19 protein-coding genes and 1 pseudogene are annotated in these 26659 nt (G+C 67.5%); 8 read left to right on the top strand and 12 right to left on the bottom strand.

The window, feature by feature from the left end; genetic code table 11:
- Window positions 1-12: 12 nt before the first annotated feature.
- Window positions 13-393: pseudogene (locus TMO_RS05435) on the bottom strand (carboxymuconolactone decarboxylase family protein); the annotation flags it as partial.
- A 325-nt stretch (window positions 394-718) separates the two neighbouring features.
- Here TMO_RS05435 and TMO_RS05430 point away from each other — a divergent pair.
- From TMO_RS05430 to TMO_RS05405, 6 genes are all read left to right on the top strand, one after another.
- The gene (locus TMO_RS05430) at window positions 719-1882 is read left to right on the top strand and encodes a flagellin (protein WP_014744596.1); all 1164 of its coding nucleotides are present in this window, start codon (window positions 719-721) and stop codon (window positions 1880-1882) included.
- Window positions 1883-2296: 414 nt separating this feature from the next.
- A complete protein-coding gene (locus TMO_RS05425; RefSeq protein ID WP_014744595.1) occupies window positions 2297-3460 on the top strand; it encodes a flagellin in 1164 nt (387 codons plus the stop codon).
- 238 nt (window positions 3461-3698) lie between these two features.
- Window positions 3699-4121: a flagellar protein FlaG gene (locus tag TMO_RS29115; RefSeq protein ID WP_014744594.1), complete on the top strand. Its 423-nt coding sequence runs from the start codon at window positions 3699-3701 to the stop codon at window positions 4119-4121.
- A gap of 82 nt (window positions 4122-4203) precedes the next feature.
- Window positions 4204-6327 carry a flagellar filament capping protein FliD gene (gene fliD / locus TMO_RS05415; protein ID WP_014744593.1) on the top strand — a complete coding sequence of 708 codons (2124 nt, stop codon included), beginning with the start codon at window positions 4204-4206 and terminating at the stop codon, window positions 6325-6327.
- A gap of 31 nt (window positions 6328-6358) precedes the next feature.
- Entirely contained in the window at window positions 6359-6835 is a 477-nt protein-coding gene (gene fliS, locus TMO_RS05410) for a flagellar export chaperone FliS (protein ID WP_014744592.1), read from the top strand.
- A 202-nt stretch (window positions 6836-7037) separates the two neighbouring features.
- Window positions 7038-7517, top strand: a complete 480-nt coding sequence (locus TMO_RS05405) for a carboxymuconolactone decarboxylase family protein (protein WP_051045312.1) — start codon at window positions 7038-7040, stop codon at window positions 7515-7517.
- Here the strand turns inward: TMO_RS05405 and TMO_RS05400 are convergent.
- The 5 genes from TMO_RS05400 to TMO_RS29110 all read right to left on the bottom strand — a co-directional run bounded on the left by TMO_RS05400 (window position 7501) and on the right by TMO_RS29110 (window position 12706).
- Complete coding sequence (locus tag TMO_RS05400; protein WP_014744590.1) at window positions 7501-7968, bottom strand: pyridoxamine 5'-phosphate oxidase family protein; 468 nt, start codon at window positions 7966-7968, stop codon at window positions 7501-7503. The two genes, TMO_RS05405 and TMO_RS05400, sit on opposite strands and share 17 nt — an antisense overlap.
- Window positions 7969-8066: 98 nt before the next feature.
- Entirely contained in the window at window positions 8067-8924 is an 858-nt protein-coding gene (locus TMO_RS05395; RefSeq protein ID WP_372084650.1) for a hypothetical protein, read from the bottom strand.
- 113 nt (window positions 8925-9037) lie between these two features.
- A complete protein-coding gene (locus tag TMO_RS05390) occupies window positions 9038-9556 on the bottom strand; it encodes a hypothetical protein (protein WP_014744588.1) in 519 nt (172 codons plus the stop codon).
- 35 nt (window positions 9557-9591) lie between these two features.
- Window positions 9592-11118 (bottom strand): aldehyde dehydrogenase family protein, encoded by a 1527-nt coding sequence (locus tag TMO_RS05385; RefSeq protein ID WP_041605524.1) that lies wholly within the window; start codon window positions 11116-11118, stop codon window positions 9592-9594.
- 217 nt (window positions 11119-11335) lie between these two features.
- Complete coding sequence (locus tag TMO_RS29110; protein ID WP_014744586.1) at window positions 11336-12706, bottom strand: sensor histidine kinase; 1371 nt, start codon at window positions 12704-12706, stop codon at window positions 11336-11338.
- Window positions 12707-13084: 378 nt separating this feature from the next.
- On the opposite strand from TMO_RS29110, the gene TMO_RS05375 reads away from it, so the two are divergent.
- Entirely contained in the window at window positions 13085-14167 is a 1083-nt protein-coding gene (locus tag TMO_RS05375; protein WP_014744585.1) for a GGDEF domain-containing protein, read from the top strand.
- Window positions 14168-14175: 8 nt separating this feature from the next.
- Here TMO_RS05375 and TMO_RS05370 read toward each other — a convergent pair whose 3' ends face one another.
- The 6 genes from TMO_RS05370 to TMO_RS05345 all read right to left on the bottom strand — a co-directional run bounded on the left by TMO_RS05370 (window position 14176) and on the right by TMO_RS05345 (window position 26072).
- A complete protein-coding gene (locus TMO_RS05370; RefSeq protein WP_014744584.1) occupies window positions 14176-15477 on the bottom strand; it encodes an HlyD family type I secretion periplasmic adaptor subunit in 1302 nt (433 codons plus the stop codon).
- The gene (locus tag TMO_RS05365) at window positions 15467-17278 is read right to left on the bottom strand and encodes a type I secretion system permease/ATPase (RefSeq protein WP_014744583.1); all 1812 of its coding nucleotides are present in this window, start codon (window positions 17276-17278) and stop codon (window positions 15467-15469) included. The genes TMO_RS05370 and TMO_RS05365 overlap by 11 nt, the downstream gene beginning before the upstream one ends.
- Window positions 17275-18873, bottom strand: a complete 1599-nt coding sequence (locus TMO_RS05360; RefSeq protein ID WP_041604842.1) for a TolC family protein — start codon at window positions 18871-18873, stop codon at window positions 17275-17277. The genes TMO_RS05365 and TMO_RS05360 overlap by 4 nt, the downstream gene beginning before the upstream one ends.
- A complete protein-coding gene (locus TMO_RS29105; protein WP_014744581.1) occupies window positions 18812-20833 on the bottom strand; it encodes a calcium-binding protein in 2022 nt (673 codons plus the stop codon). The genes TMO_RS05360 and TMO_RS29105 overlap by 62 nt, the downstream gene beginning before the upstream one ends.
- A gap of 14 nt (window positions 20834-20847) precedes the next feature.
- Window positions 20848-25575, bottom strand: a complete 4728-nt coding sequence (locus tag TMO_RS05350) for a choice-of-anchor I family protein (protein ID WP_014744580.1) — start codon at window positions 25573-25575, stop codon at window positions 20848-20850.
- Window positions 25576-25784: 209 nt separating this feature from the next.
- On the bottom strand, window positions 25785-26072 hold the full coding sequence (locus TMO_RS05345; RefSeq protein WP_014744579.1) for a hypothetical protein: 288 nt from the start codon (window positions 26070-26072) through the stop codon (window positions 25785-25787).
- A gap of 308 nt (window positions 26073-26380) precedes the next feature.
- Between TMO_RS05345 and TMO_RS05340 the strand changes: the two genes are divergently transcribed.
- The gene (locus TMO_RS05340) at window positions 26381-26596 is read left to right on the top strand and encodes a hypothetical protein (RefSeq protein WP_014744578.1); all 216 of its coding nucleotides are present in this window, start codon (window positions 26381-26383) and stop codon (window positions 26594-26596) included.
- Window positions 26597-26659: the final 63 nt, after the last annotated feature.

Below are 26659 nucleotides of genomic sequence, written 5' to 3'. Positions count from 1 at the left end.
GGCGGCCGGCGGCTCGTCCATCGGCACCTGATAGCCGAAGACCAGGCGGTTGGTCTCGTTGGCCATGCCGACCACGGCCAGCATCTCGCGGATCATCTCGGGGCTGGCGCCGGCCTTCGCCGCCGCGCCGCCATGGCTGGTGACGCAATAGGCGCAGCCATTGGTGGCGCTGACGGCGGTGAAGATCAGCTCCTTCACCATCGGGTCCAGCGCGCCCGGGGCCATCACCTCCTTCAGACTTTCCCAGGTCCGCTTCAGGGTCGGTGGGTGGACCGCGATCACCTTCCAGAAATTGTTCAGCCGGTCGACGCGGCGGGTCTGCATGATGTCGTCGAAGACCGCCCGCACCTCGGGCGATGCATCCTCGTATTCGACCATCTCGGGTCCGGCCATGGGGCTCCTCCGGCTCGGCAGATATTGACGGGGTCGCGACGAGATTACCGCCGTGCCTCGGGCGATGCGAGCCTGCCGATCGGCAGTTTCTGCCGCCCGCCCTGGCGGAAACTGCCGGGTCGGAATCTCCGCACGGTCTGCAGATGCGGCGGATCAAACTTTTTAACCCATTGTATTTAAATATTTTTCAGACTTGGCACACCCCGTGCAATAAGCGTCCCCGATCAGATCGTGCCGTGCGGGCCGGGCCAGGGTTGGCCGCTCGAAGTGGCGCGATGGAACGCTCCAAAGCCACCGGAAGCGCAAGTATCGGAGAGACCAAGTCATGGCGCTGACGATCAATTCGAACTACGCCGCGAACGTCGCGCACCGCCATCTGAGCGCGAGCGACTCGGACGCCACCCGTTCACTCGCCAAGCTCTCGGCCGGCACCCGTGTGCTGTCGGGTCGTGACGACGCCGCCTCGCTCGCCATCGGCAAGCGACTGGAAGCCGAAACCGCGGCGCTGCGTCAGGCCAGTGTCAACGCCGGCCAGGCGGGCTCCATGCTGCAGATCGCCGATGGTGCGCTCTCCAGCATCAGCGACATCCTGACCCGGATGAAGACGCTGGCCACCCAGTCCGCATCGGATCAGGTTTCGGATGCCGAGCGCGTCTACCTGAACGACGAGTTCGCCTCGCTCCGGTCGGAAATCGACCGCATCGCGGCCGACACCGACTTCAATGGTCAGAAGCTGATCAACGGTTCGCAGACCGTGACCGCGGGCACCATCGGCACCGATATCGAATCGGCCGACGGTTTCGGTGCGATCACCTTCGACACCAACGCGGCCGGCGTGTCGAACGCCGACCAGTTCACCATCGCCTTCGACAGTGCCACCAGCCGCTTCACGGTCACCAACACCACCACGGGTGTTGCCCAGACCTCGGCCCAGGTGACCGCCGCCCCCGCGGCCGGCGCGACCCAGGATGTCCGGCTCGACGAATTCGGCCTGACCCTGACGCTGACCTCGGACTTCGACCCGGCGACCGATATCACGACGAACAACACCTTCGACGTGACCATCGCCAACAACGCCTCGGCGACCTTCACCTACAAGATCGGCACCGGCACCAACGCGATCGAAGACGATCTGGCCTTCACCATCGACAGCGCCGCCGTCGCCTCGCTCTCGGCCGGTCTCGCCGCCGACACGCTCGATACCCGGGCGAATGCCGAAACCGCAATCGACAACGTCGCCGCCGCGATCGACGAGATCAACAGCCGCCGCGCGGGCATCGGTGCCAACCAGAACCGTCTGGAATTCGCCGCGGCGAACCTGGCGTCGAGCATCGAGAACAGCGAAGCCGCCCGCTCGGAACTGCTCGACCTCGACATCGCGTCCGAGATGACCGCCTTCACCTCGAAGCAGATCCTGCAGCAGGCCGGCGTGTCGATGCTCGCCCAGGCCAACCAGATGCCGCAGAACCTCCTCAAGCTGCTGGGCTGATCAGGGCGGCCGCCGCCGCGGCCCCCTCTTCCGCTTCAAGACCGTCCTCCGGGGCGGCTCCGTCCCGCAGCGGCACCTCAGGGTCGCCGCAAAGGGAACCGGGCCGCCCCGCAGTCGTTCAAGCCGGTGTGCCCGGCACGCGCCCCATCCGGCGCATGGCCAGCCCGGCAAAAATAGCCCACTTGCGCCGTCTCCCGGCAAAATCTGCCGGGCCAGACCGCCAACACCCGGCAGATTTTGCCGGGTTTTCTCTGCCTGCGACAGGCTGCCTCACGGTATTTCAGGGGCTTGCGTCTCTGGCATCGTCATTGCATACTTACCCACAGGCACGACCAGGAAGGACGTGCTGCCGACAGGATGTCGGCATCAGCGGGCGGATGCCCGCGCCATCGGTTCCAAGTAGGAGACCGTACCATGGCCATGACCATTGCCTCCAACTATTCGGCCAACGTTGCGTACCGCTACCTGAAGGAAAGCGACAACGACGCGACCCGGTCGCTCGCCAAGCTGTCCGCCGGTACCCGCGTTCTGTCGGGCCGTGACGACGCCGCCTCGCTCGCCATCGGCAAGCGTCTCGAATCCGAGACCGCGGCGCTGCGTCAGGCCAGTGTCAACGCCGGCCAGGCGGGCTCCATGCTGCAGATCGCCGATGGCGCGCTGTCCAGCATCAGCGACGTTCTGACCCGGATGAAGACGCTCGCCACCCAGGCCGCCTCGGACCAGGTGTCGGACGCCGAGCGTGTCTACCTGAACGACGAGTTCACCTCGCTGCGGTCGGAAATCGACCGTATCGCCGGTGACACCGAGTTCAACGGCCAGAAGCTGATCAACGGTTCGCAGACCGTGACCGCGGGCACCATCGGCACCGATATCGAATCGGCCGACGGCTTCGGCGCGATCACCTTCGACAACAACGCAGCCAATGTGTCGAACGCCGACCAGTTCAGCATCGCCTTCGACAGCGCCACCAGCCGCTTCACGGTCACCAACACCACCACCGGTGTTGCCCAGACCTCTGAGCAGGTGACCGCCGCCCCGGCGGCCGGTGCGACCCAGGATGTCCGGTTCGACCAGTTCGGCCTGACCCTGACGCTGACCTCGGACTTCGACCCGGCGACCGACATCACGGCGAACAACACCTTCGACGCGACCGTCGCCAACAACGCCTCGACCACCTTCACCTATAAGATCGGTACGGGGACGACGGCGGCCGAAGACGATCTGGCCTTCACCCTCGACAGCGCCGCGGTGGCGTCTCTGTCGGCCGGTCTGGCCGCCGACACGCTCGACACCCGGGCGAATGCCGAAACCGCGATCGACAACGTCGCGGCGGCCATCGACGAGGTCAACGACCGTCGCGCCGGTATCGGTGCGAACCAGAACCGGCTTGAGTTCGCCGCGGCGAACCTGGCCTCGAGCATCGAGAACAGCGAGGCCGCCCGGTCCGAGCTGCTCGACCTCGACATCGCCTCGGAGATGACCGCGTTCACCTCCAAGCAGATCCTGATGCAGGCCGGCGTGTCGATGCTCGCCCAGGCCAACCAGATGCCTCAGAACCTGCTCAAGCTGCTGTCCTGACGGCCCTTCCGGAGCCGCCGGCGCCTGATGGCCCGGCGGCTCCGGCGCCTTTCCATTACGGTGGCACGATCCGAGAGATCGCACCTGACGGGCGGCGGGGCCGGTTTGGCGCTGCCGTCCGCTTTTGCGTGACATCCATCGTGTACCGCACGTCTCGACCCGACATGTACAGCAAGCCGTCAAGGCATCCTTAGCAGCCGCGTCAGGGCAAGGGAACGCGGCAGCCATGGAGGGGACAATGGACATCGCATCGGTACGCGGAAGCTCATACGTTCAGACCGTGACCGACCGGCCGGCGACCAATGCCCGGTCAGGCAGCGGTGGCGGCGGCGAAGCAGCGGCAGCGGCAGGCTATGCGCGCGCCGCCACGATAGAACCCTTCCGGCGGGTCGACGTGACCCAGGCGGAAGATCAGAGCAGCGGCAGCAAGGCAGCCGAGGCTCTGGCCAAGGCCCTGCGCGAACAGGGCATCGATCTGGGCAGCATGGCCAGCCAGGTCAAGCTGGCGCTCGACATCGATACCAATACCGGCGATGTGGTCGGCCGTATCGTCGACCGGAGCACCGGTGAGGTGGTGGAGCAGCTGCCGCCCGAGAAGACGCTGCGCATGATCGCGGCGCTGCGTGAGATGGTCGGTGCCGTCGTCGACCGGACGTTGTAAACTGTCCGGGTCGGCCCGTCCGACACGCATCTGCCGGTTACAGCCGGCCGCCTGATCCAGTTCTGCGAAGAGGCAAGGCCCCATGTCGACCAGTTCGGTAAGTTCCAGCTACAAGCTGTCGACGGATGCGAACGGCCGCCTCACCGTGACCGGCCTGTCGAACAGCGGTATCGATACCGACGCAGCGGTCGAGGCGCTGGTTGCGGCAAAGCGTGTGCCCATCGACCGGCTTGAAACCAAGGTGGAGACGGTCGACAAGCAGATCGCCGCGCTCAAGGAATACCAGACGCTGATGCAGAACTTCCGCACCGCGGTTGATGGTCTGCGCGGCAAGGTGACCTTCGACAAGAGCGGCAGCGCCTTCGAAACCAAGAACATCTTCCTGCAGACCTCGCGGCTCGACGGCGGCACCGCCTCCAGTGCCGCCAATCTGGTCAGCATCTCGGCCACCAATCAGGCCGAGGTCGGCGTGCGCTCGATCGAGGTTCTGCGGGTCGCGACCCAGGCCAAGGTGGCGACCGGCGCCGCCGCGTCGCAGACCGCGGATCTGGGCACCGCCTTCGGGGGTGCGGCCAATTCGGTCTCCGGCAGTTTCGACATCGTCAATGGCGATGGCGCGGCGACCACGATCAACGTCTCCGGCACGGATACGCTGCAGTCGCTGCGCGACAAGATCAACAACGCCAACACCGGCACCACCAAGACCGGTGTCACCGCCAGCATCATCTCGGTCGGCGGCACCCAGAATTATCTGGTGCTGACCAATGATGCGACGGGCGAGCCGATCCAGATCGGCAACGAGACCGGCGGCGTGCTCTCCACGCTCGGCATCTCGGCAGATGGCGGCGCCACTTTCTCCAACGTGTTGCAGGAAGCGCAGACGGCACGTATGGCGGTCGACGGCCTCAAGGATCCGTCCCGCTACGAAAGCCATCGCTTCGCCAACGACACGGCCTCGATCAAGTCGCTGGTATCGACCGCGCCGTCGACCGGCAGTTTCACGCTGTCGACCGGCCTGGGCTCGGTCGCGATCAATTTTGACACCACCACCGACAGCCTCTCCGACCTCGCCAGCACCATCAACGCCAATGCGGCGGCGATTGGTGTCGAGGCCTCGATCATGGATGACGGCGGCGGTGCGCGGCTGGTACTGAAGGACACCAATGGCGGCCAGCTCAGCGTCATCGACAGCGACGGGCTGATGGCCTCGCTGGGTGTCGACAATGATCTGGTGGTGGAGCGGAGCAGCAACACGGTCTCCGACCTCTTCACCGGCATGACCATCAATCTTTATCAGGCCGAGGAAGGCACCAAGATCAACCTTCAGGTCGAACGCGACCTGAACGGCGTGAAGGATCAGGTCTACGCCTTCGTCGACGCCTATAACGAGATGCGCCGGTTCTATAACGAGCAGAACCTGACCGCAGCCGACGGCACCAAATCCGAAGATGCCGGGCCGCTGTTCGGCAACAGCGCGCTCAAGGACATGAACACCTCGCTGCGTGACGCCATCAACGGCGATGTCGAAGGCCTGGGTATCGATTTCGCCGCCCTGTCGGCGATCGGCATCACGCTGACCTCGACCGCGACGCTGACCGATCCGCTCGACAAGGAAACGCTGCAGATCGACGAATCGAAGCTGAACGAGGCGCTGCTCAACAATTTCGACGATGTGCGCAACCTGCTCAGCTTCCGCTTCACCACCGACAATGCCGATCTGTCGCTGGTGAGCTTCGCCTCGACCACCGGTTACAAGAATGGCGGCTACAATCTGGAAGTCACCGTCGCCGGCGGGGTGATCACGTCGGCCAAGCTCGACGGCGTCGACATGCAGGTCAGCGGCACCACGCTGACCGCCACCGAAGGCAGCGCCAAGGGGCTGAAGCTGTTTTTCCGCCCGGGCGCGGACGGCACCACCAACAGCACCTTCAGCGTCACCCAGGGTGTGGCGTCCCAGCTCTACGACGTTGCCGACAAGGCGCTCGCCAGCGGAACTGGCACGATTGCTGCACAGCTCGATACATTCGAGACCCGGACCAGCGCCTGGGAGGATCAGATCTCCCGGATGGAAACCCGCCTCGACCTGTACAAGACCCGGATCACGGCGAAGTTCCTGCGGATGGAAGAATCGCTCTCGCAGATGAATTCGATCCTGGAAAGCCTGAAAGCCCAGGTGGACGCCATGAGTTCGAGTTCCGACAACTGATCCGCGGCCCTGCCACACGAGGAATAGGCCGATGAGCAACCCCTACGGCGCCTCCGCCCAGACCTATCGCATCCAGTCGGTGATGACGGCCAGCGCCGCGCAGCGCGTGGCGATGCTCTACGACCGTGCCATCACCTGGCTGCAGGAAGCGAAGGCCGCCATCGCGCGCGGTGACGTCAAGGCTCGTCACGACGCCAACAACCATGCCGGTGAGATCATCGTCCATCTGCAGGCGACGCTGGACCTCGACAAGGGCGGGGAAATCGCCGCCAATCTGTCGCGGCTCTACCGCTTCATGCTCAACCGGATGATCCAGATCGACCTGCGCAACGACGCCAATGCCGCTGATGAGGTGATCGGCCTGCTCCGGCCGTTGTCGGAAGCCTGGCATGCGCTGGACGCCCAGATCGTCGCCGAGGCTGGTGCCAGCGGGCGGGCCTCGGGCCAGCAGGGCTATGGCCAGAACGCCACCGGCGGTGCCTATTCGCGGGTCAGCGCCACCGCCTGACCGGCGCTCGGGAACGACACAACCCGGCAGATCCCCCGGCATTTTCTGCCGCCGGGTCGGATCTGCCGGGTATTTTTTGCCGGGCACCGGAATTTTACGGCGACGGATGTCACGCTCAGAGCCCCGTGATCGTCTGACAGGTATCAAGCCCCTGGTACAAGACCCCGGGGGCGGCATTGCCTGACGAAACGGAGTGTCCGTCATGACCAATCTCGCCAATCTGCCCGCCGCCACATCCCTGATCGACATCCACGGCTCAAAGGCTACGGCTGCAACATCGCGCAAGCTGATGGCTGCGAGCGAGGCGTTGAACGGCCCTGCCCTGCCCGCAGCTCTCGGCCATCTGATCGACCTTCACGTCTCGCGGCTGAACGGCTGCAGCTATTGCAAGCTGCTTCACCTGGCAGAGGCTCGCGACACCGGCGTGGATGAAGCGCTGATCGCGCAGATGGGCGATCAGGCCGCCGTGGCTGCGCTTGAAGACCGGCGCCTCGCCGCCGCCCTCGCCTGGGCCGAAGCCCTGACCCTGCCCTGTGACGAGGCGGCACTCGATGCCCCGCGCGCCGAACTGGCCCGCCACTGGTCGCCCGAGGAACAGGCGGCCATCACCGTGAAGATCGCCCTGATCAATGCCTGGAACCGTTTGGGGCGCGGCGCCTGGCACGTCACCGAAGCGGCGTGACCGCCGCCTCGTCCAGTCGCAACCGCGGCACGGTGCCGGCTGAGCCGGCATCGTAGCCGGTGACCGCCACTTCGATACAGCGCAGGGCCGCGGGCCACCAGCCATGCCAGGCATCGGGCCATCGGGCCGGGTCGTCATGGATCACGGCATCGCCGTCGACCCGGAGCCTCAGACCGCGGGCGAAATCGAGGAACAGCAGGCTGACCGCCGGACGCTGGATCAGGTTTCCCAGCGAATTGAACATGGCATTCCCCTTGTAGTCGGGGAAGACCAGCCGCCGGGGGCCCGTCACCTTGACGAGGGGATCATGCCCCCCCTCGCCCCCGCCTTCTGCCCGAGGCATGCGGCCGCGATGGGAACAGTCCGCCGCACCCGCGGCATCGACGGTTCCCAGCATGAAGAAGGGCAGTGCCTCCAGCACCGCCGCCTCGGCGGCCGGGATGGTCACCATGCGGTCGGCCTCCCTGGCATTCTTTATGTGCCCCGAATCGAAAAGGGGCCTCCGCCACCATCACCCCGGTGTGGCGGAGGCCCGGCTGCATCGCCGGATCAGGCGGCCGAGGTTTCGGCCGCGCCGGCGAGCACCAGCTGTTCATCCCAGAACCGCACCCAGAGGTCGCAATACTCCAGGCTGATGCGGCGGACGTGATCGAACTGATCCTCGGTGATCGCCTGGGTCAGGATGAACCAGAGATCGTCCTCGTGATCGTCATCGGCCGCCTCGGCGGTGTCGTCGTCACTGACACCATGGACGTAGTAGTAGCCGTCATCGACCCCCAGACCCAGGGCACCGGTGGCCCGGCGCAGCGGCGGGCTGAACAGGATCACCTCTTCCTCGGCCACCGCCAGCAGGGCCGAGACGTCGACATAGCTTCCGTATGCGTCTTCCAGAAAGGACCGCACCTCGGTGGCGATCGCGGTCGGCCTGAACGTCGCCCGGTCCTCCGCGCTGACGCCGTAATCGTCCAGCACCGCCTCGAACAGCGGATAATGGGCGCAGGCCGGATTGCCGCGGTAATAGCCCTCGGCATCCTTGCCCGGACGGAAACCGAATTCGTCGAGCACGTTCAGGGTCAGCAGGAAACGGCCGGCCATCTTCGAGGCGGGGGCCAGGCGCGGCTCCAGCTGGCGGCTCTGCATCTGGGCGGCGAGCAGCGCATCGGTGAAGATCTGCACGATGGCGTGGCGATATTCCAGATGGATCAGGCGCATCGCGTCGTGATCGAGCACACCGCGGTTCAGGATGTCGATCGCCGGGTGGCGCGACACCGGGTGCGCCGAAATCTCGCGGCGCAGCTCGGCCACGAAGGCGGCGTTCCGCGCCCATTGCTCAGGCGAAAGGCTCGCCTTCATGGCGTCGATCGCCTGGCGACGGGGGGCATTCAGATCGGCTGACTTCAGGGACACCATGTCGTCCTCCCTCTTTTATCTTAGGTTGTGTTCCAAGGCATGCGAGGTCGTCACGAAGACCGGTCAAGGTCAGCGTGAGAGACCGTGTCAGCGGGTATGGCTGGCGGCGTTCAGTCGGCGGCGATCAGCCGCACGATGCGCGCCGGGCAGTTGGCATAGGCCTGGTCGACGGTCACCTCTACCAGCGCGCGGGCCTGGGGCCAGAGCGTTCCCATCTCCGCCTCGATCGCCGCCGGATCGACGGCGCGGCACCGGCCATTGACGCGATAGCGCGCCCGCCGATCGAAATCGACGAAGAGCAGGCCGATGCCGATATCATCCTGAAGGCAGTTATCAAGAACGTCCAGATCGTCCCATGGTTGCAGGGCCATGATCAGGCGTTTCGAGTCGGCGGCGCGGATCAGCGGGGGTTGCCCCGGCATGTCGTCCGGTCGCGCCTTGAAGGCCGTGACCGGACGGCCGGTGCCGTCGACGGTGGTGACGAAGACGATGGACCGGGCCTCGATGAAACGGCGCACCCCCAGGCTCAGCCGGTCGGTGACCATGTCCGAGATCTCCGCCGCCTCGTCCTCGACCCCGAACCGGCGATGCGCCTCGCGCTCGCCCTCGTGATAGACCAGGCGTGCCATCGTCTTCGCCCTCCCCGATCAGACCGATGCCCGGCTCAGAAGAAGCCCAGGGCGTTCGGGTTGTAGCTGACCAGCAGGCACTTGGTCTGCTGATAGTGCGACAGCGCCATCTTGTGGTTCTCGCGGCCGATGCCCGACTGCTTGTAACCACCGAAGGCGGCGTGGGCGGGATAGAGGTTGTAGCAGTTGGTCCAGACGCGGCCGGCCTCGATCTCGCGGCCCATGCGATAGGCGCGGGTGCCGTCACGGCTCCACACCCCGGCGCCCAGGCCGTAGAAGGTATCGTTGGCGATCTCCAGCGCCTCGTCCTCGTCCTTGAAGGTCATGACCGAGGCGACGGGGCCGAAGATCTCTTCCTGGAAGATCCGCATCTTGTTGTTGCCGAGCAGCATGGTCGGCTTGACGTAAAAGCCGTTGGCCAGGTCTTCCGACAGGCGGCTGCGCTCACCGCCGGTCAGGCACTGCGCGCCTTCCTGACGGCCGATATCGATATAGGAGAGGATCTTCTCCATCTGCGCTTCCGACACCTGCGCACCGACCATGGTGTTGCGGTCGAGCGGGTTGCCGGTGGTGATCGCCTCGACGCGCTTGATCGCGCGCTCGATGAAGCGGTCATAGATCGATTCCTGGATCAGCACGCGCGACGGACAGGTGCAGACCTCGCCCTGGTTCAGCGCGAACATGGCGAGCCCTTCCAGCGCCTTGTCGAAGAACGCGTCGTCGCGGTCCATGACGTCGGCGAAGAAGATGTTCGGGCTCTTGCCGCCCAGCTCGACCGTGGTCGGGATCAGATTGTCGGCCGCCGCCTTCAGCACCAGCTTGCCGGTGGGGGTGGAACCGGTGAAGGCGAGCTTGGAAATCCGGGTGCTGGTCGCCAGCGCATGGCCGGCCTCGCGGCCATAGCCGTTGACCACGTTGATCACACCGGCCGGGAACAGGTCGCCGACCAGCTCCATCAGCAGCAGGATCGAGGCCGGGGTCTGCTCGGCGGGCTTCAGCACCACGCAGCAGCCCGCCGCCAGCGCCGGGGCCAGCTTCCAGGCCGCCATCAGCAGCGGGAAGTTCCAGGGGATGATCTGGCCGACGACGCCGATCGGCTCATGGAAATGATAGGCGACGGTGTCGTGGTCGATCTCGGAGATCCCGCCCTCCTGGGCGCGGATGCAGCCGGCGAAATAGCGCAGATGGTCGATGGCCAGCGGCAGGTCGGCCGCCATGGTCTCGCGCACCGGCTTGCCGTTGTCGATCGAATCGGCCACCGCCAGCAGCAGCAGGTTCTGCTCCATCCGATCGGCCATGCGCCACAGCAGGTTGGCGCGCTCGGTGGTCGAGGTGCGCGCCCAGGACTTGCGGGCGGCATGGGCGGCGTCCAGCGCCTTCTCGATGTCGGCCGCACCCGAACGCGGCACCCGGCAGAAGGGCTTACCGGTGATCGGCGAAACATTGTCGAAGTATTCGCCACCGACCGGGGCCACCCACTGGCCGCCGATATAGTTCTCGTACTGCCCCTTATACGGGTTGTCGACGTCGAGCCCCATCTTCTTCGGCTGGATCGTATCCATCAGGTCTTCCTCCCGGAACATTCGGCGCGGCGTTCCCTCGCGCGCCGTCGTTCCGGTCATCGCAACCGTCATGCCACCCGGGAATGATCAGGATAAGACCGCGGAATATCTGGAGTTTCAATCCGTCATTGCCCCGCGTCACCCGGGGTGGCGTCGCGCGTTGCGACGGCCCGGCTGTCGCATACGACGCCGCCCCTGTCGCGTTCTGCGACAGGGGTCAGATCTCGACCACCACGCGGGTACCGACACCCGGGCGGCTGGTGATATCGAACCGTCCGCCATGGGCCAGGACCAGCAGGCGGGTCAGCGGCAGGCCGAGCCCGGTGCCGCCCGCCCGCCGCTGGCGGTCGGCCGAGACCTGTTCGAAGGGCTGAAGCGCGCGGACAAGCTCCGCCTCGGTCATGCCCGCCCCGCCGTCTTCGACCACGAAACGCACCGCATGAGGCGCCGCCTCGGCCGGCGCGATGCCAAGCCGGATCTCTCCCCCCTGATTGCCATAGCGGATGGCATTGGTCAGCAGGTTGATCAGCACCTGCTTCACCCGCCGCGCATCCAGCCTTGCCTGATCCGGGGCATGATCCGCCTCCAATACGATCTCCACACCGGCATCGCGGGCCATCGTCGAGACGATCGACATCGCCTCGGCCGCCAGCTGGCGCGGCGAGGTTTCCACCGGGTCGATATCGATCCGCCCGGCCTGGATGCGCGACAGGTCCAGAATATCCTCGATCAGGGCCAGCAGATGGCGGCCGCTGGCCAGAATGTCGCGTGCATAGCCGGTGTAGCGCGGGTTGCCGACAGGGCCCAGCATCTCGGTCGCGATCATGTCCGAAAACCCGATCACCGCATTCAGCGGCGTGCGCAGCTCGTGGCTCATATTGGCCAGGAAGCGATCCTTGACCGCATTGGCGTCGGCGAGCGCGCGATTGGCACGCAGAAGCTCGGCCGTCCGCACCGCCACCCGGCTTTCCAGCTGCAGATTGGCGGCTTCGACCTGAAGGCGCAGATGGCGTTCCTGTTCCCGGCTGCGGCGCAGGCGGCGAAACATGGCGATGGCGGAGGGGATGGCGAAGCTGAAGCCCAGCAGCGACGCGCCGGCAGCGATGGTGAAGTTCTCGTCCGCAGCCGTAAGCCGCGCGGAAATCCGCTGGCCGATCTGGGTCTGCGCCAGGGCGATCTGCTGGCGCGCCAGATCGACGGCCTGCATCTGCCGCGCTTCCGCGGCCATCAGAACCTCGTCATCGGGACGCCCCTGACGGAGATCGATCACCCGGTCCATGCTCCGGAACGCTTCTTCCAGCATCGCCGTCATCACGCTGCACCCGGCGCCGCTGTCAGGCTGCTCCGCCTCTGCCAGACGTGCCAGCTGACCGAAAGCGACCGGTGCGCTGCCACGGGTACGGCGGTAGTCGTCGAGCGCGCGGGCGGTCTGCAGGCGCAGATAGCGCCCCTGCGCGACCTCGGCTTCCTGAAGCAGATGCAGCAGGCTGTCGGTCTCCCGCATCAGCGCATCGCCGTCGGCCACCGCACGGGTCGACGAGATCACGCCGAAACCGGCCCAGATCTGCAGGGCGAGCATCAGCGTCATCAGGCCCGCGATCCCCGCCGATCCAGATCTGCGATCCGAGTCCGGATCTGCCCTCGCGGGCTGCCGCAGGACCGGCTGCGTCGCGCGCCATTTCACCTCCAGGACCGGCATGTGGTGGACCGTTGTATTATCCTGGATAGAAAACGACAGGAAGCATGAAGAAAGCGTTTGGAAGATGATGCGGGAACGCGAAAACTTGTGATGAAGACACTGGTACCTGCGGATGCCACCCATCCGACGGCTTCATTTCGGTGGAACAACCGTTTCCGAAATACACCCCGGTGCCACGCGGGGTGATCTGGACGAAGGGGAGGATGAGATGCGGAGGCCACGGCACGCAACTCTCATGCCACCGTGTGACAGACGGCAGGGTATCGCATGACCGGCGGCCTCCTCGCCCTGGCCATCAACGTCGTGGTGTCGGGGCTGTTCGCCGCCGTCTTCCTGCTGGTCGCCCGTTCGCACCGGGCCTTCCGGCATCTGGGCTGGATCGCGGCCGCCTGGGCGGTGGGCGCCGGCGCACCGGCCGCGGAGGTCCTGCTGCGGGTCACCCCCTGGACCACGGTCTTATCGTTCACCGGCTATGCCTGTTTCTCCGCCGGTGCCCATCTTCTGGCGCATGGGCTGGCCCGCCACTACCGTCGCGCCCTGCCCCGCTGGCTGTTGCCGGCAAGCTTCGCCGCATCGCTGATCATCCGCCTGGCGATCTGGGACGGTGAGCGCAACACCATGCCCTACGAGCTGTACTATCAGCTGCCCTTCGTCACGGCGCTGGCAATCTCCGGCGTCATCGTCTGGCCTGCCCGCCGCCGCAGCGTGTGGGACGCGATCCTGGCCGGATGTCTCTGGCTGTTCACGCTGACCTTCGCCAGCAAGCCGGTCGCCGCCATCCTGCTCGGATCGGGGGCCACGGCACGCGACTATGCCTCCAGCCACTATGCGATCTATTCGCAGGCGGCCTCGGGGCTCATCGCGCTCGGCTGTGGCATCGCGCTCATGGCCGTGGTGATCCGCGATCTGCGGGTCCGGCTGAAACGCGATCTGGTGACCGACGCCCCGACCGGCCTGCCGAACCGCCGGGGCTTCCTGGCCGGGCTGCAGACCCGGATGGATACCGCTCCAGCCGGCGGTCTGCTGATCGTCTGCGAGACCGGCTGGCAGGCGGCACCGCATGACCGGATCACGGCCCTGCGCCAGGCGCTGCCGCCCACGGCGCTGCTGGGGCGGATCGACCCGCAGCGCCTTGCGGTGCTGCTGCCGGGCGAGACCGACCCCGACCGATCGGCAATCGTCCGGGGGATGATCCGCGACCTGTCGGGCGCCGGACATGATGGCGGCCTGGGAGAGGTGAGGCTTGCGGCAGGCGAGGATGCCGCCGCGGCGCTCGCCCGTGCCGAAGGCAGCCTGTTCCTGGATGCCGAGTTGCGCAAGGGCCGCCGCGGCCCGGCGCCGCAGCCCTGACGCCTTGCTCAGCGCTCTGTCAGCGCCATTTCGCGCAGCTTGACCACCGGCTTCAGCAGATAGTCCAACACGGTGCGCCGCCCGGTCAGAATGTCGACCTGGGCGACCATGCCCGGGATGATCTCGAGCGGATGGCCATCGGGGGCGGTCAGCGCCGCGCCGGTGGTGCGGACCTTGACCAGATAGCTGCTGGAGCCGTCTTCCTTGACCACCGCATCGGCGCCGATGGTCTCGACCTCGGCATCCAGCATGCCATAGACCGAATAGTCATAGGCGGTCAGCTTCACCCGCGCCGGCTGGCCCGGATGCAGGAAGGCGATGTCGGCGGGCTTGACCTCGGCATCGATCAGCAGGGTGTCTTCGACCGGCACGATCTCGGCCAGCGGCTGGCCGGGGGTGGCGACCCCGCCTTCGGTGGTGACCAGCACGCGGTTGACGATGCCCTTGACCGGCGAGCGCACCTCTGTCCGGCGGACCTTGTCGACCAGCGCCGGCAGCTGTTCGACCAGCCGGTCGTGGTCCAGCTTGGCGGTGGCCAGTTCCTCGATCGCGCGGGTGCGAAAGCGTTCGCGGGTGGTGCGGCGCTGCTGCTCCACCTCGTCGATCGCGGCATCGGCCCGGGCAACCGCAAGCCGGCCGGCCTCGATCGCGCCCTCGGCCTCGGCCAGACGCTGTTCGGCGCGGATCCGCTCCAGCTTCGGGGCCAGGCCGCGGGCGACCAGCGGGCCAAGCACGTCCAGCTCTTCTGCCGCCAGCGCACGCCTGCGGCCTGCGGCATCCAGCGCGACGCGGGCCTCGTTCAGCGCCTCCTGCCGCTGGCGGGACTGGGCGTCGACCATGGCGAGGCTGGCCGCCAGTTCGGCGGCCCGCGCCGCATGAATGCTGCGCTCGACCTCGATCATCTCGGCCGGCAGATCGGGCGCGAAGGCCGGGGCCTCGAAGCGCGCCTCTGCGGCCAGACGGGCAAGCCGCGCACGCGCCGCCAGGAAGTCGGTGCGGCTCTGCTCGTAATCGGCGCCGAACTGGGTCGAATCCAGCCGGATCAGCAGGTCGCCCGGCTCCACCCGGTCGCCGGCCATGACCGCGATTTCAGAGACGATGCCGCCTTCCAGATTCTGGGCCACCTGCACCCGTTTCGACGGCACCACCTTGCCGTCGCCGCGGGTGATCTGGTCCAGTTCGGCGACGGCCGCCCAGGTGATCAGCGCAAAAACCGCCAGACAGACGGTGACGATGATGATGCCCGGCACCGCCGAGCGGCGCGGCGGCGCCTCGCCGGGAAACAGGTCGGCGACCGGATCAATCTGCATGGCCACGGAGACCTCGCCGGACGGTTGGGGTTTCACGAAGATTGGCCGGTGCCGCCCCGTCGGCGGGGGTCTGAAGCGCCGCCAGCACCTCGGCCTTGGGGCCGTCGGCCACCACCCGGCCCTGATCGAGCACGATCACCCGGTCGACCAGTTCCAGCATCGACATGCGATGGGTGACCAGGATCAGGGTCCGGTCGCCCAGATGCGGTTTCAGCCGCTTCACGAACAGCGTTTCCGAGCGCACATCCATGGATGCAGTCGGCTCGTCCATCACCAACACCCGCGCGGGCGAGACCAGGGCGCGGGCCAGCGCGATCGCCTGGCGCTGACCGCCGGAGAGCCCCTCGCCCCGCTCGCCCAGCATCAGGTCGTAGCCGTCGGTCATGCCGCCGATGAAATCATGGACGCCGGCGACGCCGGCGGCCGCCAGCATGCGTTCGTCCGAGGGCTCGTCCGCCCCCATCAGGATGTTGTCGCGGACCGAGCCGCTGAACAGCGGCGTGTCCTGCAGCACTGCGGCGACATGGCGGCGCAGCTCGTCCGGGTGCAGCTGGCGCAGATCCACGTCATCCAACAGCACCGTGCCTTCCGACGGCGCATAGAGCCCCGAGGCCAGGCGGACGATGGTGCTCTTGCCCGAGCCGATCCGCCCCAGCACCGCCACCTTTTCGCCCGGCTGAATGATGAAGCCGGCACGGGTCAGCGCCGGCTGGCGGCCGCGGGGATAGGTGAAGGAAACGCCGCGGAAGGTCATCCGCCCCTCGACGGTCCGGCGGGTGAGATAGCGCCGGCCCGGCTCCACCGTCGCCGGCAGGCGCATCAGCCGGTCGATCGCCCGGTAGCTCTGGGCGACGTGGTTGAGACGGGTCAGCAGGGTCGCGATCTGGGCCAGCGGCGCCAGCGCCCGGCCGCAGAGGATCACGCTCGCGATCAGCGCGCCGATGCTGACCGTGCCCTCACGCACCAGGAAGACGCCGGCAAAGACGATGGCGACCTGGGCGCCCTGCTGCACGAAGCTCGCCAAGTTGACCGCCAGCTGGCTCCAGAACCGGCTTTTGGACTGGATGCCGGCCTGAAGCTCCACCGCATCGCGCCAGCGCCCGGCCATGATCCGCTCGGCCCTGGCCCCCTTCACGCCTTCAAGCGAGCCCACCGTTTCGACCAGCACGCCATGCTTGGTCTGGGCGGCCTTGTGGCCCTCGCGCGCGGCACGCGCCAGCATCGGCTGGACGGCGAGCCCCGCCAGGATCACCAGCGGCACCGCCAGCGCCGGCACCCAGACCAGCGGCCCGCCGATCATCAGGATCACGCCCAGGAACAGAAGGACGAACGGCAGATCGACGAAGGCGGCGAGACTGGCCGAGGTCAGAAAATCCCGCAGCGATTCGAATTCGCGCACCGTGGCGGCGAAGGCGCCGGACGAGCCGGCGCGATGCTCCAGCGGAATGCGCAGCACATGGCCGAAGACCCGGCGGCCGATCCGCTCGTCCGCGGTCTGGCCGGCGACGTCGATCACATGGCTGCGCAGCATCTTGAGCAGGAAGTCGAAGACCAGCACAAGCACCATGCCGAGCGTCAGCGCCACCAGAGATTCGACCGCGTCATTGGGGATGACCCGGTCATAGATCGTCATGATGAACAGCGACGAGCCCAGCGCGAACAGGTTGATCACCGCTGCGGCGAGCGCGATCTGGCCGAAGGCCGGCCATTCCCGGCGGACCCCGCTCCAGAACCAGTGGCCGGGGCGCCGGCCCGGATGGACGGCCGCGGCCGTCCCGTCGTCGTCGATGCCTGCGGTCATTCGTCATCTCCCTGACGGGCGAGGCTGAGCAGGCCGACGGCCCCGCCCAGGGCGCCGCTCGCCTCCAGCAGCCGCCAATGGGCACGTTCGGCCTCGACCCGCCCGGACACCAGGCGCGCCGCGGCAAGGTGGTAGTCGCGTTCGACCTCGATCAGGTCGAGCAGGTCGCGCTGCCCGGCTTCGAACTCGTCGCGGAAGATCGCGCGGGCGTGCTCATTGGCCTCCAGCGCGCTCATCAGCGCGCCCAGCTCGGCATCCCGGGCGGCACGAACCGCCACGGCCGCCGAAACGTCGCGGGTCAGCATGCGGCGGATGCGGGCGGTATCGGCCTCGGCCGCGCGCATCGCGGCGCGGGCCTGGGCCTGACGGCCGTCGCGGGCGCCGCCGTCATAGAGCGGCAGGCTGACCACCACCCGCCCGACCAGATCGCTTTCGCGGCCGTCGTCGAAAACGTCATAGCGCCGCCCTTGCACTTGCAGGCTGAGTTCCGGCCAGTCTTCGGCATCGGCGGCGTCGACATCGAAGCGCGCGGCGCGCTCGGCGTCGCGGCGGGCTGCCAGCGCCGGGCTCGTGCCGTCGATCAGCCCGATCGCCTCCTGCACCTCGCGCGGGGCGTCGGGCCGGGGTGGCAGGATCAGCCCCGCCGGCGATTCCTGGCCATAGAGTTCCAGATAGGCTTCGGCGGCGGTGTCGAGCGCCCGGCTCTGCGCGGCCTCGGTCGCCAGCGCCTCGGACAGCCGGGCGGCGATGCGCAGCCCGTCGCCGCGGGTGCCGCCGCCCAGATCCAGACGCTCGGCGATCCGGGCTTCGAGCGCGCGATAGGCATCGGCCTCGGCGCGGGCGAGATCGAGCCGGGTGCGCGCCTCCAGCACGTCCAGATGGGCGATCACCGCATCGCGGATCAGCAGGGCCGCCTCGTCCCGGTCTTCGTTGCGGGCGGCGGAGACCCGGGCGCGGGCGCCGTCGATCCGGTCGAAGGTGGCACCGCCGTCATAGAGCAGCTGGCGCGCGGTCAGCACCACATCGCTGCGGTCGTCGGAGCCGCGGATCCGGCTGTCGAGCGTGTCGACGCCGTGATCGGCCAGCCGGCGCGAGGTATCGAGGCCGATATCGACCGCGGGATACTGGCCGGCACGGGTTTCCCCCAGCCGGCCGCGGGCGGCATCGATCCGGGCCGCCGCCACCGCGCGGCGCGGATGATCGGCGGCAACGGTCAGCAGCCGGTCGCGAAAACGCGCCCAGTCGTCCGGTGCAAGGGCGACCGGAACCGGCCCGTCACGGAAGGCGCCGGGCAGCGGCAGCGGCGGCAGCACGGGCATGCCCGGCAGGGCCGGCTCCACCGCCGGCGCCGTCTCGTCGACCATGGCGGATGCAAGACCCGCATCGAGGGTGAAGACCGCCGCCGCCGCGGCGCCGGCCAGCACCACCCGCCTCAGGGTGGCGCCGGCCGGGCTGCGGCGGCGGGGATGGTTCGGGTTGAACGGAAACAGTGCCGGGGCACTCCGGTGGCAGGTGGGTCGGAAGGCAGGTGGATCAGGCGGCAGCCGGGGTGCCGAGGGCATCGTCCAGATCGTCACGCCAGGCAGGCGCTGCATCGAAGACGAAATCCCCGGCGCCGAGGTTGCCGGCATCGATGCCGGCCAGGGTCAGATGGCCGGTCACGGCACCGCCGCCGGCCCCGGTCAGGCCGTCCAGATCGATCACCGCATTGCCGTCCACCGTCTGGGCGCGGCCCAGCACGTCCTCGATGGTCAGCAGGGCACCATCGGCACCCCGCAGGTCACCGAGATCGATCAGGTCGCCCTCGATCCGAGAGAAGTCGGCGATGGTGACGTCCAGATCGAGCGCGCCTTCGGCTTCATGCGGGGCGATGATGAACCGGTCGGCGTCGGAACCGCCGAACAGATCCACCGCCTCACCCGCCTGATGGGTGGCGACGATGCGGTCGGCACCCGATCCACCCGCCAGCCGGTCGGCACCGGCCTCGCCCAGGATCAGATCTGCACCGGCACCGCCGAAGACGGTATCGTCGCCGGCGCCGGGCAGGATGATGTCGGCACCGGCGCCGCCATCAATGGTCTCGGCCCCACCGGTGCCGAGCAGCAGATCGTCACCATCGGTCGCCCGCCAGGCCGGCACGTCGACCAGCACCAGGCCCTCGGCCTGATGACCGGCGGCATCCTCGACCACATAGGTGAAGGCGGCGGTGCCGTGGAAATCGAGCGCGGGGGTGATGGTGATCGCGCCGGTCTCGGGGTCGAGGGTCACGACCAGCTCGCCCGCCATGCTCTCGGGCACACCGACTGAGACCAGTTTGAGCGTGCCGCCCGCGGCATCCAGCGTGATGTCGTTGGCAAGCGGGTGGTCGTCATCGCCCGCCTCGACCACCAGGCTCTCGCCGCGCGCGACCACGAAGAGATCCGCACCGGCCACCACCTGCGCATCCGCATCGGCGACATCCGGCAGCACATCGGCGAGGCGGGTGATCAGATCGTCGAGCCCGTCGCCATAGCGCGCGGCCAGCCGGTCCAGCGCCGAGGCATCGGCCGTATCGTCGGCAAGCGCCGCGATTTCCTCGGGCAGCACATATTCGGCCAGCAGCGCCGTCGCCCGTGCGCTGGACGACAGCGGATCGGCCGCCATTTCGCTCGCCAGCCGGTCGTTGACCGCGGCCAGCGCATCGGCCAGACGGGCGATGTCGGCGGTGTCGGCATCGGTTCCGGCAGCACCCGCCAGCAGATCGCCGATCAGGGCGCTGTCGGTGAGGTCGATCGGGTCGCCGGTCTCGATCTCGGCGCCCAGCAGGTCGAGCGCCCGGTCGGCGGCGGCCGTGTCGGTGACGCCGTCCTGGATCGCCTGGAGCGCGGCGAGGGTTGCATAGACCATGTGGCCCTGGGCGAGCACATCGCGGGCAAGGGCATCTTCGGCCCCGCCCAGCGCGGCCAGCGGATCGAAGGTCGCAAGGTTCGTGCCCTCGGGCAGGCCCAGCGCCTTCAACAGTTCCGCGGCATCGCCGGTCTCGACCAGCAGCGTGGTCAGGGGCGTGACGACCTCGGCGCCTTCCGGTGCCATCAGCCGGCCCATCACCGCGCCGGTGGTGGTGTCGATGCCGCCCTCGGTGACGATCTGGCCGTCGCGGCCATCGATCTTCACCCGGCCATCGGCATCGGAGACGTCGCCCTTCTCACCCTCGTCGCGGATGCGGTCGCCATCGGCATCGAGGAAGGCCTCGGCGCCGGCAATCTGGTCCTTGACCAGCCGGGCCTCGGTGGCGCCGGCCGAGGGCAGCGGGCCGTCATTGTCCGACGAGCACGCGGCGAGCGCCAGGGCGGCGAGTGCCACACCACCCAGGCCCATGCCACGGTTTTCGATGAAGCGCATCAGCCGCCGGCGCAGCTGGCGACGCAAGGCGCCATGGGCCGCCGCATCGGCGACCGGTGCGGTGGCATTCAGGAAGCCGGCCCCGGACAGGGGTGCGGCACCGGGGAGCCGAAGCCCCCCGGTGCCGTCGTCCAGGCCCAGATCCGCGAGAGACGGGATCGTGGCGAAGGTCATCTCGTGCCCCCCGCTCACGCCGCCGCCGCGGCGGCGACCAGATCCTCGTCGAAGGCGCCGTTCGAGAAGACGAACATGCCTGCATCGAGATCCGCCGCATCGAAGCCCGCGATGGTCAGCGAGCCTGCAACCGCCTCGCCACCGGTGGTGGTGAGGCCGTCGAGTGCGATGACCGCATTGCCGTCGACTGTCTCTGCCATGCCGACCACGTCGTCCAGCGTCAGCACCGCGCCGTCGGCGCCGCGCAGGCCCGACAGGTCGATCATGTCGCCTTCGATGGTCGAGAAGTCGGCGATGATGCCCTCGACATCGATGCCCTCGTCCTCACCGGCCGAGAGGCCGAAGACGTCGGCACCCGAGCCGCCGAACATCACCACCGTCTCACCGGCCTGATGGCCGGCGACGATGACGTCGTCGCCCGAACCGCCCGCGAGGTTGTCCTCGCCGGCATCGTCATAGAGCTGGTCGTCGCCAGCACCACCCAGCAGGGTGTCGTTGCCGGCGCCGCCCGCGATCATGTCGTCGCCGGCACCGCCGTCGAGAACGTCGTCACCGGCACCGCCCGCGACCTTGTCGGCGCGGCTGCCGAAGTCGATCTCGTCATTCGAAGCCGACAGGGTCAGCACGCCGTCTTCCACCGTGAAGGCGCGATCGCCGAAGGCGATGACATCGGCCTGAACCCGGGTCTGCGCGCCGGTCTCCAGATCGGTGATCACATAGGCCGGGGCGTCGGCGTCGAAGGCGGCATCCCCCGCCGCCAGCAGGCGGTTGTAGAGCGAGATGTCGAAGGCGTTCATCGTGGTGATCCCGATCTCGGACGGGTCGAGGTCGAGCATCACGGTGTCGCGGCCTGCGCCGCCGATCGCGATGTCGGCACCGCTGCCGGTCGAGATCATGTCGTCGCCACCGACGCCGACGATGATGTCGTCACCGGCCGCACCCGCCATATGGGCGTCGCCGCCCTCAACCGCCTGGAAGCGGTCGTCACCCGCGCCGCCTTCGGCCGCACCGACGATCTCGACCGTCACGGTCGAGGTGTCGGTGTTGCCGGCCTCGTCGGTCGCCACGATCTCGAAGCTGTCGGTGGTAACCTCGCCCGGATCCAACGCGCCCAGCACCGCCGCATCGGCCTGGTAGGTGTAGCGGCCGTTGTCGTCGATCTCCACCGTCCCCTTCTCGGGGCCTTCGCCGGCCGAGAACACCGGCAGGTCGCCGTTGAGGTCGACCGCCAGCGGTGCTGTGATGTTGTAGAGGCTGGTGGTGCCGCTGACCTCGTTGGCGACGATCAGCTTGGCGATGCCATCGGCCGAGTCGGCGGCCGCGATGTAGAGCACGCCTTCGGGGCTGACATCACCCTCGCTGCGGATCATGTCGAGGAAGGTGACGTTGTCGGGGTCGGTGATGTCGAACACCATCACCGCGCTCGAACGCTCAAGGCCGATGAAGGCCAGCGTGCTGGAGCCGTAGCGGCCGACGGTGACGCCCTCGGGCTCGGGACCCTTGTTGTCCGAGCGGCTGTCGTCCCAGAGTTCCGGGTAGCGGGCGGCGATGATCTTCTCGATCGAGGCGCCGCTGTCGAAGACCATCTCGCCCTGATCGTTCAGGATCGAGAAGGACCGCGCACCATAGGCGTAGAGGGCGTCGTAATCGCCGTCGCCGTCGGTGTCGCCCAGCTCCTTGGTGACGGTCAGCCGGCCGATATCGGCGTCCGCCTGCAGTTCCTCGGCATTCGGGAAGGCGGTCGGGTCGAGATCCAGGTCCTTGACCCGCTCTTCCTCGGCATAATCGCCCCATTCGCGGGCATCGCCCTCGTTGGCGATGACCAGGTAGGTGTCGCCATCGGCGCCGGTATAGGACGCGATCGAGTCCGGCATGTACATGCCGAAGACCGGGTGGTTGGCGATGTTGATGCCGTCGTCACGATCCGAGGCGTCGAACTCGTTGCCGGCCAGCGAATGGTCCTTGTAGCCGAGCGGCACGATCTCGGTCACGACCGGCTCGTCACCCGACAGGTCGACGATCGCAATCGCGTTGTTTTCCTGCAGCGTGACATAGGCGGTCTGGCCGTCCGGCGCGATCGCGATGTATTCCGGCTCCAGATCCTGGGCGACCGTCGAGCCCGGGCCGAAGATCCGCACGCCGGCATCGCGCAGCGCGTCGATCTGATCGTTGAACTGGGTGAAGCCGGCGGTCTGGACGGTGCCCGAGGCAAGGTCGATCACGCTGATCGAGCCTTCCGGATCACCGACGGTGTAGTCCTCGGGCTCGCCCTCGTTGGCGACCAGGATCTTTGTACCATCCGGGGTGAAGGTCACCATGTCGGGCAGGGAGCCGACCGTGTAGCGGCCGATCTCGGCGCCGTCGGTATCCATGACCACCACGGTGCCGGGCTGGGTCTTGTCTTCGGCGCCGACCGCGACCGCGACCATGCCGTTCTTGACCGAGACCGAATTGGCGCCGCCGAGCGCGGAGAGGTCCACGCCACCCAGCACAGTGCCGGTCGCGGCGTCGATGATGTCGACACCGTTCGGGCCGACCGCGAAGATGCGGTTGGTCGCCTTGTCATAGGCGACGATTTCCGAGGCACCGGCGGTCGTGTCAGCGCTGCTGGTGGTCCAGACATTATGCGCGATCACCGAGCCCTCGGCGACATCGTCGCCCGAGACGGTGATGCTGCGGTCGGCCGCGACGGGGCGGCTCTCGATATCGGTCTGCACCGCAAGGTCGACGATGCGGGTATCGTCCGAGGCCGGGGTCTCGGCCTCGCCGAAGGCGGTGCCGCCATTGTCGACATTGTGCGCGTCGAGCAGGTATTCGGCGAGCGCATCCTGTTCGCTGCCCGGGGCGGCGAAGCTCGCATCACCGGCCGCGACGTTGTTCTCGTCCAGCGCCACGACATTGGCGAAATCGGGATCGGCCTCGGCGAATTCCGCGAAGGGATAGCCGTCGCCGCCTTCCTGCATGAAGCCGAGCGTCACGACCCGGATCGGCCGCGAGGCATCGCCCTGCACCTCGCCGCCCGAGACGATGGTGTCGACCACCTCGCCCGCCTCGTTGACGATCTGCAGCGTCTCGATGCGGTCACCGGCGGCGCGCTCGGGGTTGAAGGCGAAGGTCATGCCGCCGACCTGGGCGAACTGGCCCGGGGTGGCGCCGTTGCCGCTGGCGGCAACCGCATGTTCCATCACCGCCTTCAGCTGCGCGGCGGTCACGGTCTGCATCGACAGGGTGTTGTTGAAGCGCAGCGCATTCTCGATATCGAGCTGCGAGACGTCACCCTCTTCCTTGCCCGCCACCGGATTGGCCTGCGGCGGCAGTGCCGAGACCTGGCCGGTCGCGTCGTCGACCACGACCTCACCGATGCCGGCGCGGATGCCGCCGCCATTCTTGATCGAAACCATCACGGTCTCGTCCACCTCGCGCGCCGTCGCCAGATTGGCGTCGGCCGAGAGATTGCCCAGATTGGTTTCCTGGGTGCGGACATCCGCACGGTCGCCATCGAGATAGACATCGGTCTGACCGAGGATGTTGCCATCCTTCTCGACCACCACGGCCTCGACCGCGTCGACCAGATCGTCGACCAGATCGCCCTTGGTGCCCTCGGCGAAGGCAGCGTCCAGATCACCGTCCCAGGCAGCGGCAACATTCTCTTCGGTGCTCGCGACCGGGCCGTTATCCGGGTTGGTGAGGCTCTCTGCGACCACCTTGCCCTCGTCGTCGAACTCGACGATCAGGCGGCCCAGATAGGAATACTCGCCATCGGTCGAGACCACGACCGCGGTGTCGCCATCGGCATTGGTGGTGACGACCGGATAGCCGGCGACCGCCTCGTCACCCGGGTTCAGCACGTCGTCCTCATTGGCGAGGATGGTGTCGGAGCCGCCGGCGATGACCACGTCGACGCCGTGCAGCAGCTTCACCAGCGCCTCTTCAAGCGCGATCTGCTGCAGATGGCTGACCAGAACCACCTTGTTCACGCCCTGGGCGATCACCTCGTCGATCACCGGCTGCAGCACCTCGGCCAGCGCCGCCATATCGTTCTGGTCGGTGCCGATCATCTCGACGCCGCCGGGCGAGGAAATCGTGCCGAGAACCGGCGTCGTCGCGCCGACCACACCGATGGTCTCGACGATGCCGGTCTCGGGGTCGGTGACCTCGATCAGGGTCGCAGGCGCGATCTTCGGCGCGGTGGTCGAGCTCGCCGACTGCTCCGGCCCGGTCGCGAAGGCGTCCGAGGTCAGCAGCTCGTCGGTATAGAGACCGCGGAGGCTCGAATCTCCCGAGAAGTCCAGATTGGCCGAGAGATAGGGGAACTGGGTACCGACCCAGCCGTCATCGGCGACGCCGTCCGCCGCACCGAAATTCGGAGCCAGCAGGCCGCCGATGGTGCTGGTGCCGAGGTCGAATTCGTGGTTGCCGAGCGCCGAGGCATCGAAGCCGATCACGTTCATGATCGAGATGTCGACCCGGCCGGCACCGGCGCCGAGACCGGCATAGCCCTCGCCATCCGCCAGGTCGTAAAGCTCGTTATAGACCTGATCCAGCACGCCGCTTGCGCCGAAGGACGGGTCGGCGGCCGCGTTGAAGAACGGGCCCGACAGATAGTTGTCGCCGGCGGACAGGGTGATCGAATAGGCGTAGTCGTCTTCGAAGGCATCGACCAGCGCCGCAAAATTCGCGGCACGACCGATGGCATCGACGCCACCCTCAAGGTCAGAGGCGTGCAGGATCTGGAGCTGCATGAACCGTATCTCCGGCTTGCGGACCGGTGCGGGGGATCGCCGTCACCGGGTCCGTTTCTGTCGGGAAATTCTGGACGGGTGCGACGTCGCACATGCCTTCGCCTGAAGCCCTGCGCGACGCCCAGGTGTGGAAGATGCCCAAGGAAAGTTGCAGCTTCGGGACAGGACCGTTAAATCCGTGCCCGCCGGCGAACATCATGCAGCGGGTTTCATCCCTGCGCGGTGCCGGGGGCCGCAGCAGCAGCAGCCGTCTCGGCCAGCTTGCGATCACCGGCGGCGATACCCGCCTGCACCAGGCGCTGGGCGACGCCGGCGAACTGGCGTTCCGCCCGCAGGAACGCTTCCACCGGCATGATCAGCATGCCCTTTGGCGCCAGTTTCGGCCGGCCGTCGGCGTCGGCGTCATCGAACACCGCACGGGCCAGTTCAATACGGACCACACCGCCGGCGAGGCGGATGGTGCCGAAACCGTCGATGAAGATCTCCTGCTCGACCATCGGTCTGCTCCTGAAACGAGGCCGGAGGCAGCAGCGCCCCCGGAACGGCCGGCACCCTAGCCACCGCCGGTAACCGTTTCATGACAGATCCCAAGTGGAGCAAATGAGATCGGATATCCATCCAAAGGCGCGCAGATTGCTCCACCATTCGGGGAGTTTCATGATGCTCAATGGTTAGAAAGGTTGACGTATCGGGGCCTTCGGCGCCAGAATTCAAGGATTACGCACTCCAGAACAGAGCGGCCCGCGACGACGAGGCCGCCCACCTGCGACGACAGGTTTCACCGGAACACGAGGAGGAGACAAAAATGACCGAGAGGGACGCCACCGCCACCGACGAGTTGGAGCCTGTCGCCACCGAGGCCGAAGGCACCACCGACAGCACGGCGGCAACCGATACCGCGGCAACGGACACGGCCACCGACGGTGCCAAGACCGTCGAGGCCGACGCTCTCGAAGCCGATGGCCTTGAAGACTTCGATCTCGAAGACGTCGAGATCATCGAAAGCAAGGTTTTCGCCTGACCGGCCGACACGGCCCGCGCGACGCCGCCCCCGCTGCTCCGCGATCCGTCCCGGCCGGACACC

The organism is Tistrella mobilis KA081020-065 (assembly GCF_000264455.2).
Classification (GTDB): Bacteria; Pseudomonadota; Alphaproteobacteria; order Tistrellales; family Tistrellaceae; genus Tistrella; species Tistrella mobilis.
This window is presented reverse-complemented; position numbering and strand designations above follow the sequence as displayed.

Coding starts and splice junctions, on each gene's coding strand:
- TMO_RS29105 (WP_014744581.1), bottom strand. CDS start 20,833: ATGACCTTCGCCACGATCCCGTCTCTCGCGGATCTGGGCCTGGACGAC.
- TMO_RS05430 (WP_014744596.1), top strand. CDS start 719: ATGGCGCTGACGATCAATTCGAACTACGCCGCGAACGTCGCGCACCGC.
- TMO_RS05405 (WP_051045312.1), top strand. CDS start 7,038: ATGACCAATCTCGCCAATCTGCCCGCCGCCACATCCCTGATCGACATC.
- TMO_RS05400 (WP_014744590.1), bottom strand. CDS start 7,968: ATGGTGACCATCCCGGCCGCCGAGGCGGCGGTGCTGGAGGCACTGCCC.
- TMO_RS05360 (WP_041604842.1), bottom strand. CDS start 18,873: ATGCAGCGCCTGCCTGGCGTGACGATCTGGACGATGCCCTCGGCACCC.
- TMO_RS05385 (WP_041605524.1), bottom strand. CDS start 11,118: ATGGATACGATCCAGCCGAAGAAGATGGGGCTCGACGTCGACAACCCG.
- TMO_RS05350 (WP_014744580.1), bottom strand. CDS start 25,575: ATGCAGCTCCAGATCCTGCACGCCTCTGACCTTGAGGGTGGCGTCGAT.
- TMO_RS29115 (WP_014744594.1), top strand. CDS start 3,699: ATGGACATCGCATCGGTACGCGGAAGCTCATACGTTCAGACCGTGACC.
- fliD (WP_014744593.1), top strand. CDS start 4,204: ATGTCGACCAGTTCGGTAAGTTCCAGCTACAAGCTGTCGACGGATGCG.
- TMO_RS05340 (WP_014744578.1), top strand. CDS start 26,381: ATGACCGAGAGGGACGCCACCGCCACCGACGAGTTGGAGCCTGTCGCC.
- TMO_RS05390 (WP_014744588.1), bottom strand. CDS start 9,556: ATGGCACGCCTGGTCTATCACGAGGGCGAGCGCGAGGCGCATCGCCGG.
- TMO_RS05425 (WP_014744595.1), top strand. CDS start 2,297: ATGGCCATGACCATTGCCTCCAACTATTCGGCCAACGTTGCGTACCGC.
- TMO_RS05365 (WP_014744583.1), bottom strand. CDS start 17,278: ATGACCGCAGGCATCGACGACGACGGGACGGCCGCGGCCGTCCATCCG.
- TMO_RS29110 (WP_014744586.1), bottom strand. CDS start 12,706: ATGACGCTGATGCTCGCCCTGCAGATCTGGGCCGGTTTCGGCGTGATC.
- TMO_RS05345 (WP_014744579.1), bottom strand. CDS start 26,072: ATGGTCGAGCAGGAGATCTTCATCGACGGTTTCGGCACCATCCGCCTC.
- TMO_RS05370 (WP_014744584.1), bottom strand. CDS start 15,477: ATGCAGATTGATCCGGTCGCCGACCTGTTTCCCGGCGAGGCGCCGCCG.
- fliS (WP_014744592.1), top strand. CDS start 6,359: ATGAGCAACCCCTACGGCGCCTCCGCCCAGACCTATCGCATCCAGTCG.
- TMO_RS05375 (WP_014744585.1), top strand. CDS start 13,085: ATGACCGGCGGCCTCCTCGCCCTGGCCATCAACGTCGTGGTGTCGGGG.